This window comes from Psychrobacter sp. YGAH215 (assembly GCF_007280595.1).
GTDB lineage: Bacteria > Pseudomonadota > Gammaproteobacteria > Pseudomonadales > Moraxellaceae > Psychrobacter > Psychrobacter faecalis.
In genome coordinates, this window is the sequence record NZ_VKLR01000007.1 from 75,273 (window position 1) to 88,041 (window position 12,769).

Here is a 12,769-nt window from a genome sequence, read left to right on the forward strand (position 1 = left end):
TAAGGAATGGATTAATGAAAAAAAGTACTCTATCTTTATCGTTACTTATGGGCGCAGCGCTCACTATCCCAAGTTTGGCTATGGCAGCCCCTACTGATAGCGAAGCAGTAGAAGATGCAGCCACTGCAACCACCCTCGAAGCTGAAGGCACTCCTACAAATGAAGCCGCAACCGATCACTCTAATCCATTTCAGTTAAGCGAAACTCAAACGATCAAAAGAGCACAGGTTAATAATCTTGCTAACAAACAGCCAATGACTACTGAGCTACAATCTGAGCAAGCGACAATTCAAAATACCATGCAAGAAGACATGCAGGCGCAACAAGCCGCAATGCAAAATCCAGAAGCTGCAATGCAGCAACAAGCCATACAAGATGATGAAGCAGCGATGCAACAACAAGATTTGCAGCAAGCTATGCTAGATGAGGAAGCAGCTCTACAAGAAGAAGCATCATTAGAGACTGAAGAAGATGACGAGCCGACGCAAGCGCTATAAAACATAAATAGCAAAACCAATTTTAAAGAGAATCCTCCAATATATTCTCAATAAAAAAGGCAGCCATTTGGCTGCCTTTTTTGGTTAATCTTTATGACAAATATTATTTTTTAGTTTTAGTAACGCCAGCTTCCTGCAACAGCGCGCCAAGCGTACCTATTTTATTAGGTGCTTCTTTATTAGGTGCTGCTGCTTTCTCCGCTCTAGGTGCTTTACGACGGTTGTTGGCATTATCTTTATCTTGACGATTGCCACGTGGTTTTGACGAACGCTTATCAGCCACTGGACGGCTATTACTTGGACGGTTGCTGCGTGGACGACTGGCTTTATCCTCATTGCCTGTACCTTCTGCAGTCGACTTCGCAGCTGGGCGTACTGGTTTTTCAGACTCAGGCTTCATACTAAAGCCGATACGGCCACGTTTTTCATCGATAGAAATCACACGTACCGAGACGATATCACCAGGCTTAACGCGGTTCATCGGGTCAGCGACGAAATCATTGGCCATCTGTGAGATATGCACAAGACCATCTTGGTGGACGCCGACATCAACGAAGCAACCAAAAGCTGTCACGTTGGTAACAACACCTTCAAGCTGCATGCCCTCGCTTAAGTCTTTAATACTATTGACGTCTTCACGGAAGTTAGCCGTTTTAAACTCAGGGCGCGGATCACGAGCAGGCTTGGCAAGCTCTTCGATGATGGCTTTGACACTGATATTATCATCATTGGCAGCCAGTGCAGTGGTATCGATGCTGTTTAACACGCCATCGTTACCGATAACTTCTGGTAATGCTTTACCGGTTTGCTTAAGTAAGCTGTCAACCAGCGCATAGCTTTCTGGATGCACGCCTGTCGCATCAAGGGGATTGCTACCGCCGTGGACGCGTAAGAAACCTGCCGCTTGCTCAAAGGTTTTTACCCCTAAGCGTGGGACGTTTTTCAATGCTTCACGGTTATCAAAGGCGCCGTGCTCTTTACGATAGGTGACGATTTGCTGGGCGACATTTTTATTCAAACCCGCAATATGCGCTAAGATAGCAGGACTTGCGGTATTTACATCAACACCAACGGCGTTTACGCTGTCTTGGGTAACTTTATCTAGGCTATCTGCCAACTGGGTTTGGTTGACATCATGCTGATATTGACCAACGCCAATCGCTTTTGGGTCAACTTTAACCAATTCTGATAGCGGGTCTTGCAAGCGACGGGCAATAGAAACCGCACCGCGTACCGATACATCTAAATTGGCAAGCTCGTCACTGGCAAGCTCACTTGCCGAATAAACAGAAGCGCCCGACTCATTAACAATTACGGCTTTGGCTTTTAACTCAGCGTTGGCCGCCAAAATCTCTTTAATCATCGCGTCTGTTTCGCGGCTCGCCGTACCGTTGCCGATAGCGACCAAATCAACGCCATAAGTGCTTAATAATTTATCGATGACTTTTTTGGCTTCATCCATCTTATTATCGGGGGCAAACGGATAAACGTTGGCGACGACAGGCTTTTCTTCGCCATCTAGCATGACATGGCCTTGGGTATCAACAATCGCCATTTTAACGCCATGGCGGATACCCGGATCAACGCCTAGAATCACCTTACGGCCAGCAGGCGCTGCCATAAGTAAATGCTGTAAATTATTGGCAAATACATCAATGGCATCGGCTTCAGCGGTCAGACGTTTTTCTGTCAATAAACGATGCTCAATATGCGGACGCCATTTTTCTTTCCATAAACTGGTCGCGGCTTCTGTTAAAAACTCTTGACGTTCTGCTGGCGCTTTGGCATCAACCTCAAAGTGCTTGATGATTTTTTCGATAAATGGCGCGTCTTCGCCTTCGATTTTAAGACCTAAAACGTTTTCTTGGCGACCGCGAAGCATCGCTAATAGACGATGATTTGGCAGACGCGCCAAGCTTTCACTATGTTCAAAGTAATCTTTGAACTTCTCACCAACTTCGCGTTTTTCTTCACTGGCGACGCTCGATACTATACTCGCCGTTTTCGCAAAGCCACTACGTAAATTATCGAGTAAGTCTAACGCTTGCGTCCATTCATCAACGATGATGGCTTGTACGCCTGCCAATTGCTTGTCGATATCGCTGAAGTCGACTTCAATCTCATTACCACTATCATCGGTAATGCTAGATTGTGCTTGATAGTCGGCAAGCGCCTCTGTCGGTGTAATCTCTTGTGTTAACAGCGCTTGTGCAGCCACATCAAGACCAGCGGCGCGTGCTTTGGCCGCTGGTGAGCGGCGACGCGGACGGTATGGCAAGTAGATGTCTTCAAGCTCAAGTTTCGACGTCGCATTATCAATACGCGTCTGCAGCTCGTCAGTCAAATTACCCTGCGTGCTTAGCAGCTCGGTAATTTTAAGGCGACGGGTTGCCATATCACGCTCATAATTGAGCGACTTCTCTAAAGCTCGCAGCTGCGCATCGTCAAGATTCTGCGTCTTTTCTTTACGGTAACGGGCAATAAACGGAACGGTCGCGCCTTCATCGTAAAGTTCGACAAACGCATTGACTTGAGCAGTCTTAATGCCAAGCGCGCGAGCAAGCTTGTCGTGAATATTCGCGTGTGTGGTTGCATCCAAAACCTGTGCATTTGTCGAGGTTTGAGATGGCGTTAAGGTATCAGTGCTACTCATAGACGTATCAATCGTTGAGAAATGTAGTTTTGCATTATAGCAAAAGCTGCATGAATAAAAATCCTTTTTATCTTTTCGTTATTTATCACCTGTTTTCTGGCAAAAATCGTCTGATATTGTCCGTTCTTGCGCCCTGTTAAACAAACGCATACAGCATTTAGCATTATCATTGATGCAATTATTACAGCAATCTTATACACTAAAGTCTCAATCGTACAAATATTGCAGTTTACTACTGTACTGAACACTAGTTTGTTATACTTATTGATTTTTAGCAATCAATGGAATGATTTCTAGCTAGCAGCACTAATATTATTACCTTTATGGACGCTTTTCTGAATTCTATTTTTATTAACAAAAATATTTACCCTTGTATTTTTAATCACAATTTCTACCAATAATAATTTTTATAAGAGGATGACTGTATGACAGATAACAACAGCCCTGACACCTTAAACCAGCGTATTTTGGTCGTTGATGACGATGCTCGCTTGCGCTCTTTATTGCAGCGTTTTCTAGAAGACGATGGTTTTGTCGTTCGTACGGCGCATGATGGCAATCAGATGGACAAATTGATGCAACGTGAGCTGTTCTCATTGGTGGTATTGGATTTGATGCTGCCAGGCGAAGACGGTATTAGTATCTGTAAGCGTTTGCGTGAAGACAATGGCGATATACCGATCATCATGCTGACGGCCAAAGGTGGCGATGCCGATCGTATCGCTGGCCTTGAAGCCGGTGCTGATGACTATCTGCCAAAGCCATTTAACCCAAAAGAGCTACTAGCACGTATCAAGGCGGTGCTGCGTCGTCAGAATCGTGAGCTGCCGGGTGCGCCAAGTCATCAGCTTGAAGTGGTTGAATTTGGACCATGGACGCTTGATTTATCGACCCGTACCCTGAAACGTGATGGCAATGTGGTGACTTTAACAACCGGTGAATTCTCGGTATTAAAAGCCTTGGTGCAGCATCCGCGTGAGCCATTGACGCGTGATAAGCTAATGAATCTTGCCCGTGGCCGTGAATGGGGCGCGATGGAGCGTTCTATCGATGTGCAAGTATCACGTTTGCGCCGTTTGATTGAGGATAATCCTTCACAAGCGCGTTATATCCAAACCGTTTGGGGCGTCGGCTATGTATTCGTACCCGATGAAGCAGAAGCTGAAGCCGCTAAGAGCGAATAGCTTTAGCATTTAATGTTAATACTATTTAATGCCATAAAAATTAATACAATAAAAAAACCCTGCACATTGATTGCAGGGCTTTTTTATTGTTCTAACTATTGGTTTAACGCTAAATATTTAGTGCATAAATCTAACGTAATTGACTGTCTTTACTACCGCGGCGATTAAAGAGCTCAATTGCCCTTGCTTCTTTTTCAAGCTCAGACTGACAACTAACGCAGTGCTGCACACCCGGTACCGCTACGCGCCGCGCTTCTGGAATCGGGTTGCCACACTCATCACAAAACTCAGCACTTTCACCGGTCGGCAGTGCACGCCGTGCGCGCTCTAACGCATCATTAACGGTCGCATCCATTTGTTCATGCTCTGCCCCATCTCTTGACCAGCCACCTGCCATAATCGTATCCTGTTTTTTATTAATGCTATTTAGGCTTTAATTGATAAAAGTCTTTAATAACAAATAGATGGGGTTATAGAGCACTTATTTCAATCAATAAACGCTTTTATAAATACCATTAATAGCGATAAAAATAGTGGGCAATAAGATAGCAAATGATAATTAGCCTTTTGGTTGCAGCTCAACCACTTGACCGCGCACGCCGATGCTTTTATCACTCATCAAAAACACATAGCCGCCCATAATATCTTCTGGTGTCTTTAGGCTCATCGGATTTTCACCCGGAAAAGCATGAGCACGCATATTGGTACGGGTGCCGCCAGGATTGATGCAATTGAAGCGTAAATTGGTGGTATTTTGCGTCTCTTGGGTAAATATATCACTCATGCCTTCTACCGCTTGCTTAGACAGTGCATAAGCACCCCAAAACGCGCGCGGATGGGTGCCAACGCTACTAGAAGTAAAGACGATAGAACCATGGGCGGCATCTTTAAGCAGCGGCAGTAGCGCTTGGGTGAGCATAAAGGTAGAGGTAAAGTTGACCTTCATCACTTGAGCAAACATATCGACATCGTACATCTCAAGCGGTGTCAAAGCACCTAGCATGCCAGCGTTGTGCAATACCCCATCGAGCTGTCCGACTTCTTTTGCTATCAAATTCTCTAGCGTTTGCATCTCAGCATAAGTCGCGCCTTCAAGATTCATCGGTAGCATGGCAGGCTGCTTGCCGCCAAAGCTTTCGATTTCATCATAAACGTATTCAAGTTTGCTACTGGTACGACCCAACAATAACACCGTCGCACCGTAACGCGCATAGGTCAAGGCGGCAACACGGCCGATACCATCACCAGCACCCGTGACCAAAATTGTTTTACCATCTAAGCAGTTATCAGGCGGTATAAAATTACGAATAGCGTCGTGCGATACAGATGGTACAGAATTTTGCGCAGCTGCTTGATTGGCTTGCTGCGGCGTGGGCGGATTAGTATTGTCACTCATGGCATTACTCACTGCTTATTATTTGATGATTTAATAGTAGGTTGCTTATTAGCTATCTCAATGAATGGCTTATTTGCTTTATAAGTAGTTATTTTATAAATAGTCAAACTTACCAGAAGAGAGTAAAAGCTTACTCAACTCTTTAGGGGTGTCGGTAATGTAGTCAGCGCCCCATTTCTTTAAGTTTTTTTGATCTTCAGGCGGGATATAACCATAGGCAGCTAAAATGGTTGTCATACCAGCGGCGTTGCCCGCTTCGATATCGCGTATATGGTCGCCAATATAAAGCACACTTTCAGCAGCGCCGCGCGGGATAGCGAGTTTTTCCAACGCCATATACATCGGCTCTGGATCTGGCTTAGAGCGTGATACATCATCAGGACAGACTAGTACCGAGCAGCGCTCATCTAACTGCATTGCTTCTAGCAAAAGCTCTGCTAAATAGCGCGGCTTATTGGTGACAATTCCCCACGGCACGCCTTTATCCTCTAAGGTGCGCAGTACTTCTTCAAGCTCGCTAAAAACACAACTATCGACGCATATATCGGCTTCATAATCGTCTAAAAACTGCTGACGAAACTCAAGTAACTCTTCTTCACTAACCTCAAGCTGGCCGTTGTGCCGCAGCATCAAGCGTACCATCGACGAAGCGCCTGCGGAAACTTGCTCACGAATCTCAGCTTCAGGTGGCGCTTGCCAATCATTCTCGCCGCTCATTTTACCAATAATTCGGACGAAATCGGCGGCAGTGTCGATTAACGTCCCATCAAGGTCGAACAAGACAGCTTTTACAAATTGACTCATAACAGGCGCTCTTAATTTTGATTTAAAACATGGATTTAAAAAGTGGTTAAAAAGGAATACTCATAAAAAAAATTTACAACAGTGGTTTTTGTACCGCCATCATATAATTGACATCGACGTTTTGCGCCAACCAGTAGCGTTTGGTCAACGGATTATAATGCAGCCCAATGATATCTTGACGGTTAAAGCCTGCATTGAGCGCCATTTTATCCAATTCCGCTGGGGTGATAAATTTGGCGTAATCATGGGTGCCGCGATCAAGTAGGCGCAATACATACTCAGCGCCAATGATGGCAAATAAGTAGGATTTAGGGTTGCGGTTAATGGTCGAGAGCACGCAAACGCCGCCTGGCGCTAGTAGCTTAAAGCACGCCTCAACGATGGCAGTTGGGTCTGGTACATGCTCGAGCATCTCCATACAAGTCACCACATCGAACTGACCGGCATGGCTTTCAGCCAATTGCTCAATCGGAATGTGCTGATAACGCAAGGTATCATCTAAATTGCTTTGCTCTGCATGTAAGGCCGCCGCTTTGAGATTTTCTGTGCCAAGGTCAATACCAGTAACATCAGCGCCGCGTCGCGCCATAGATTCTGACAAAATACCGCCGCCGCAGCCAACATCAAGAACTTTTTTACCTGCCAAGCCCAATTCTGCGATTTTACTGCTATCAGCACTCATAAAGCCGTGCTTGACGTTGTCTTCTATCCAATTAAGGCGTAGCGGATTGATTTCGTGTAAGGTGGCAAAGGCGCCGGTTTTATTCCACCACTCGCTCGCCAAATTGTTGAATTTTTCTACTTCGCTGGCATCGACATTAATCGCCGTATTTTGATTGAATTCGTTAGCAACATTATTACTATTGCTCATATTGTCAGTAGGATTGTTTTGTTGATGATTCACAGGCTGCGCAGAAGGTAAAACTTGGCTCATAGGATTTTTCCTTTATTGGCATTATAGTTATTATCGGGAAGTATGATGCTACGCTCAATATTAGCATGAGAGCAGCAACTTTGTCGTGAGTACATCGTCACCGTTTGTGAAACGCGCAAATTATAGTCTTATGAGACAGCTATTTTTAAATTGAAAAAATTTGGCTTAACGACTTTGGATTGACGATCGGGCTGAAATTTATGATATAAAATAAGCGCAAAACCATAAGTAAGATACCTTAAATAATAGCTCACAGCTTTACAACCGTTAGTTAAGAATCGGGTTCACAACTATGGGCATTTTACGCTATTATAGGCAGTAGTCTATAAAAGGGGGATTTAGGCGACGCATTGCCGCTTAAACTTGTGAGACCTCTATATAAATGCGTTAAATGACTGCTGAATCGAACCTTCTGAAACAACTATTCTGAATCTCGACACCTCAAGGAAAAAGTATGAAACGTATCATCGCATTGACTGGTTTGGCTTGTGCTATTGGGTTTGCCAATATGGGCGCACAAGCCGCCAATTATGTCGCAGGAAAAGACTACCGCGTGCTAGATAATCCAGAAAAAATCAACGGTGATGCTATCATTGTACGTGAATTCTTTTGGTATGGCTGCCCGCATTGTAACGTCCTCAATCCACATATGGAAAAATGGGCAAAAACCCAAGACAAAGACGTGGCATTTTTCAAAACCCCAGCCGCGCTAAACCCTGTTTGGGAAGCCAGCGCCCGTGGTTTCTACGCCGCGCAATTACTAGGCTATGAAGACAAAACCCATGATGCGTTATTTGATGCGGTGCATAAAGACGGCAAACAGTTATTTGACCAAGCGTCACTGAGCAAATGGTACGCATCTAAAGGGGTGAATGAAAAGAAATTCAATAGTCTTTATAACTCATTTGCCGTTGGCACAAAAATTGGTCGCTCACAAGCTGGTGCCAAGCGTTATCAGCTTTCAGGTGTACCAGCAGTAGTCGTCCATGGTAAGTATGTGGTGACTGGTGAAAGCGCCACTGTTCCTAAAGTGGTTGATTATCTCGTTGATAAAGTACGCGCCGAGAAAAAATAATTTAAGATGTGTAAATCATTTAAAAAATAAACATTTATAAAATACAAAAAGCCAATCTTTAACGATTGGCTTTTTTATGGACTATGAACTGTTATTAGCACTAACATAAATAGTTAGCTTTTCAGCTGCGACAATATCGCCACTTCACGAATATAACTGGCCAAATCTTCTTTAGACTCCGCCATCAATTCATCGTCTTGTGTATGTTTGGCATATTCAATCCATAGCAGCAACTGATACAAACTATTACGCTCAGAGGCTTTGTATTGTTTTACAAACTGCTTTAGCGTGCCTTCATCATTGATGTTTAAGCGCTCAATCCAGCTTTCGATTTTAGAAATCTGCTCTTTTGGAAAAAAAGCGTCGAACAAGGCTTTAACCAATTCATGGCGGTTTTCTTCACTGATGAGTTTACCGACCCGTTTGGTTTGACGATTGCGCGCATTGGCACTGGTAATATCAGCAAGCGCCATCAGCTCTGCCATAAAGTAATCACTTGCTGGCAGGTTTTTGAGCTGCTTCTTCGATAAGCTGGCAAGCGGTATCGACAATGCTTGTAAGCGCTCATGAGCTTTTTTGAGCTCTGTGCGCGAGACGCGCATATCCTGTTCTGACCAGTCAATCATAAAAGCTTTCCATTTTTCGAGATAGTAAATAATAGAGTTTATTGCGTCTTGCTGATTATATTGCTTAAGCATTCATTGTAGCTAATAACCATTAATAATTAGCATTACTAACCTTGCCTTACCAACGATGTTTTTCGCGGTGCTTGGCGGTAATGCTCAAACCTTCGGGCAAGCTCACGGTCAATTTATCTTGCAAGTGCTTGGTAATAAATACCGAGCGATGCTTGCCCCCTGTGCAGCCAATCGCAACCGTTACCGTATGGCGATTATTATGTAAAAAATCTGGCAACCAGCGCGTCAGAAATGTAGCGATATCGTTAGTCATCTCTGCCACCTCTGGATAATCAGCAAAAAAGTCAGCGACCTCAGCATCCAGACCTGTCGCGGCGCGCAGCTTTGGGTTCCAATGCGGATTGGGCAAAATGCGCACATCAAAGACAAAGTCGGCATCGATTGGGCTGCCATACTTAAATCCAAACGATAACAGATTAATGGCGATTTGATTGTCAGCCCCAACATAATCGCGCAGGCGCTCTTTTAGCTGATGAATATTAAGCATACTGGTATCAATTTTAAGATCCGCACGCCTAAATATCGGCTGCAAAAGCTGGTTTTCTTTTTCAATCGCCGCTGGTAAATTATCAGTGGTATTTTCTATACCTTTGCTATCTTGCACCATCAAAGGATGAATGCGGCGAGTGGCATTAAAGCGCGCCACCAAGATATCCTCTTGCGCTGTCACATAAATGACGGTGAGCGCCTCTTCGCCATACGTCTGCTTTAACGTATCATGTATTTCAGAAAAATTGGACAAATCGGCGCGAGGGGTGCGAATATCGACCCCAAGGGCGACGCGTTTGATGCCGCTATCACAAACCAGCTTTTGCGCCGCCTCAGGAACCAATGACAAAGGCATATTATCAATAGAATAATAGCCCAAATCCTCTAGGATATTGAGTACAGAGGTCTTGCCCGAGCCTGAGCGCCCTGACACCACCAAGATACTTAAACCATCTTTATGTGATGGTGTCTGCTCGTTATCTGATTTGGCGTGCTCATTATCCTTCGTTGTACTCATGATCCGTCATCCTTATACATTGCGTCTAGCCACTCCCGCGCTCATGACGGCAGTGTTACCGTCACTAGCTGATTGTCTAACAAGCGTGCACGGCCCAACCATGCGGCAACCAAAATCACCAAATCTTGCTGATTTCCAGCGAAAGTTGTCGATTTTCCATCTATCTCAAAAGCATCAAGCTGCGCCGTTTTGACTTCTAAATAATCAATGATAAAACCTGCGGCAGTGATACGCGCGCTAGCCGCTGCTAATAAATGCTCAAGCCCTCGTTCGATATATGCGCCATTCATTAGCTGGTCGGCTAAGCGCTGTAATTCTTGATGAAGCATGGGAGCGATATTGCGCTCAGTTTCAGTTAAATACTGATTGCGTGAAGACAAGGCTAAACCATCAGCCGCTCGTACGATAGGTGCGCCAATGATTTTAATCGGATAACTTAAATCACGCACCAACTGCTGAATAATGGCCAACTGCTGATAGTCTTTTTGCCCAAATACGGCCACTTCCGGCTGGACGATATTAAAGAGCTTTGAGACGACAATGCCAACGCCATCAAAATGACTTGGACGCGATTGGCCACATAACTGGCTGGTGATTGCGCCTGCGCGAACCGACGTTGGCGGTGGTAATACCGGATACATCTCATCAATACTGGGCGCAAATACGTAATCGGCAGCAACAGTAGTAAGTTTGGCAACGTCCTCATCTAACGTCCGAGGATAGCTATCAAAGTCTTCACCGACGCCAAATTGGGTAGGATTGACAAAGATACTCACCACCACAATATCGGCATGTTGCTTGGCAAGCTTGACCAGCTCAAGATGGCCATCATGTAGATTGCCCATCGTTGGCACTAACGCAATACGCGGCTTGCCATTTTGCTGTCCACGATAAGGGTTTAGAGCGTTACGCAGTGCTGAGATGTGATGATGAATAATTGGCATGGTTACTATGTTTTATCCTGACAGCTTGTGCTACTGATAATGGTCAAATCATTAAATCAAATACGATTTACTTTAATACGGCTAGCTAAATTGGTGCTGTTCAGTGGGAAAACTGCCGTCACGTACCGACTGCTGATACAGCGCAAAAGCCCCTTCAATACTACCTGCGCTATTACGCTCGTCAGTTAAAAAGTCATGGACAAAGCGCGGTACGCGGCCGTGCACCATGCCCAGCATGTCATGCATGACAAGGACTTGACCATCAGTAGCAGCACCAGCGCCAATCCCAATAACCGGCACAGCTACGGCTTCTGTAACTGCCTTCGCAAGCTCAGCGGGTACACACTCTAATACCAAAAGCGCTGCACCCGCCTCGACCACTGATTTGGCATCAGTCAGCAGTTTTTCGGCTGCTGCATCACCGCGACCTTGTATTTTATAACCACCAAAGACATTGACAGACTGCGGCGTCAGTCCTAAATGCACACAAGTCGGCGTACCTGCTTGCGCCAAGGTTTTGACCAAATCGCAAAGCTCACTGCCGCCTTCAATCTTAATCACGTGCGCGCCCGCCTGCATCAGCTTGCGGCTATTGGCCACCGCATCTGGGAGCGTCACATAACTCATAAACGGCAAATCTGCTAAAATCAACGCATGCTTATTACTACGAGCGATATTGGTTGTATGATAAGCCATATCATCAACGCTGACAGGCAAGGTTGAATCATGACCCTGTACTACCATGCCCAAACTATCACCAATCAAAATCGTATCGATTTGCGCGTTGTCCATCATACGCGCAAACATGGCGTCATAGCAGGTCAGACAGGTGAATTTAACACCGTCTTTTTTAAATTTATTTAAAGTAGATAAGGTTGTCATATGACCCTCAATGCGGTTAACTATTTATAGCTTTTGATATTTTAATAAAATGCACACCCACTATCGTAGCATCCAACTTATTCATAATTCTACAGAGGCACTAAAGAGGCATTAATTCAGTTTTAATAGCTTTAGCCCCGTCCAATCGTCACTGGACGCATAATCCGTTATTGGTTTGTTTAAAATGATTAACTCTGGCGCCAACTCTCGCAGCGGCAGTAGGACGAAATTGCGCTCATGTAAGCCTGCGTGCGGTATGGTTAATTGCGGCTCTGAGATTTTGATATCCCCATACAATAAAATATCGACATCGAGGCTGCGCTCACCCCAGCGGCGCAAACGGGCGCGTTTGGCTTGTTGTTCTAGCGCTTGGCAAAATGCAAGCAGCTCAAACGCAGTTAAGGTAGTCTCAAAACCTACCACCGCATTGACATAGTCAGGCTGATCTTGCGGTCCCATCGGCGCCGAAGCGTAGAAAGAAGACACTCGTACCGCTCGTATCTGCTTATTTTCTTGCATAGCTACGATGGCTTGCTGTAAATGCTCTACCGGCGAACCTAGCTCGTTTTCTAGATTGCTGCCTAAACCAACATAACAGGTAACCCAACTTATATCGTTACTACTTTTATTGGCATTGCTAGTTTCAAGGTGGCTGTTCATAGTTTTCACTGTGCTTTAGTGCTTTAAAATCGGCTT

13 protein-coding genes are annotated in these 12,769 nt (G+C 45.0%); 3 read left to right on the forward strand and 10 right to left on the reverse strand.

Translation table 11 applies throughout. The features are described 5' to 3' along the window. The first annotated feature begins 14 nt into the window (after positions 1-14). The gene (locus tag FOR85_RS03915; RefSeq protein WP_144296805.1) at positions 15-497 is read left to right on the forward strand and encodes a hypothetical protein; all 483 of its coding nucleotides are present in this window, start codon (positions 15-17) and stop codon (positions 495-497) included. 103 nt (positions 498-600) lie between these two features. Here FOR85_RS03915 and FOR85_RS03920 read toward each other — a convergent pair whose 3' ends face one another. Continuing rightward, positions 601-3,150, reverse strand: a complete 2,550-nt coding sequence (locus FOR85_RS03920; protein ID WP_144296806.1) for a Tex family protein — start codon at positions 3,148-3,150, stop codon at positions 601-603. 425 nt (positions 3,151-3,575) lie between these two features. Here FOR85_RS03920 and ompR point away from each other — a divergent pair, with 425 nt between their 5' ends. After that, a complete protein-coding gene (ompR, locus tag FOR85_RS03925) occupies positions 3,576-4,334 on the forward strand; it encodes a two-component system response regulator OmpR (RefSeq protein ID WP_144296807.1) in 759 nt (252 codons plus the stop codon). Between the two features lie 130 nt (positions 4,335-4,464). Here ompR and FOR85_RS03930 read toward each other — a convergent pair whose 3' ends face one another. From FOR85_RS03930 to ubiG, 4 genes are all read right to left on the reverse strand, one after another. Further along, positions 4,465-4,731, reverse strand: a complete 267-nt coding sequence (locus tag FOR85_RS03930) for a DksA/TraR family C4-type zinc finger protein (RefSeq protein WP_144296808.1) — start codon at positions 4,729-4,731, stop codon at positions 4,465-4,467. A 162-nt stretch (positions 4,732-4,893) separates the two neighbouring features. Further along, complete coding sequence (locus FOR85_RS03935; RefSeq protein ID WP_144296809.1) at positions 4,894-5,730, reverse strand: YciK family oxidoreductase; 837 nt, start codon at positions 5,728-5,730, stop codon at positions 4,894-4,896. Positions 5,731-5,823: 93 nt separating this feature from the next. After that, on the reverse strand, positions 5,824-6,534 hold the full coding sequence (locus FOR85_RS03940) for an HAD family hydrolase (protein ID WP_144296810.1): 711 nt from the start codon (positions 6,532-6,534) through the stop codon (positions 5,824-5,826). A gap of 73 nt (positions 6,535-6,607) precedes the next feature. Continuing rightward, entirely contained in the window at positions 6,608-7,468 is an 861-nt protein-coding gene (gene ubiG / locus FOR85_RS03945) for a bifunctional 2-polyprenyl-6-hydroxyphenol methylase/3-demethylubiquinol 3-O-methyltransferase UbiG (RefSeq protein WP_144296811.1), read from the reverse strand. A 454-nt stretch (positions 7,469-7,922) separates the two neighbouring features. On the opposite strand from ubiG, the gene FOR85_RS03950 reads away from it, so the two are divergent. After that, a complete protein-coding gene (locus FOR85_RS03950) occupies positions 7,923-8,543 on the forward strand; it encodes a thiol:disulfide interchange protein DsbA/DsbL (RefSeq protein ID WP_144296812.1) in 621 nt (206 codons plus the stop codon). A 113-nt stretch (positions 8,544-8,656) separates the two neighbouring features. Here FOR85_RS03950 and yjgA read toward each other — a convergent pair whose 3' ends face one another. The 5 genes from yjgA to folK form a co-directional block, all read right to left on the reverse strand. Next, on the reverse strand, positions 8,657-9,169 hold the full coding sequence (gene yjgA / locus FOR85_RS03955; RefSeq protein ID WP_068407800.1) for a ribosome biogenesis factor YjgA: 513 nt from the start codon (positions 9,167-9,169) through the stop codon (positions 8,657-8,659). A 118-nt stretch (positions 9,170-9,287) separates the two neighbouring features. After that, positions 9,288-10,247, reverse strand: coding sequence for an RNase adapter RapZ (gene rapZ, locus FOR85_RS03960; protein ID WP_144296813.1), 960 nt, complete (start codon positions 10,245-10,247; stop codon positions 9,288-9,290). Between the two features lie 41 nt (positions 10,248-10,288). Next, positions 10,289-11,191, reverse strand: a complete 903-nt coding sequence (gene panC / locus FOR85_RS03965) for a pantoate--beta-alanine ligase (protein WP_144296814.1) — start codon at positions 11,189-11,191, stop codon at positions 10,289-10,291. Positions 11,192-11,272: 81 nt separating this feature from the next. After that, on the reverse strand, positions 11,273-12,073 hold the full coding sequence (gene panB / locus FOR85_RS03970; protein ID WP_144296815.1) for a 3-methyl-2-oxobutanoate hydroxymethyltransferase: 801 nt from the start codon (positions 12,071-12,073) through the stop codon (positions 11,273-11,275). Between the two features lie 111 nt (positions 12,074-12,184). Next, on the reverse strand, positions 12,185-12,733 hold the full coding sequence (folK, locus tag FOR85_RS03975) for a 2-amino-4-hydroxy-6-hydroxymethyldihydropteridine diphosphokinase (RefSeq protein ID WP_144296816.1): 549 nt from the start codon (positions 12,731-12,733) through the stop codon (positions 12,185-12,187). Between the last annotated feature and the right edge of the window lie 36 nt (positions 12,734-12,769).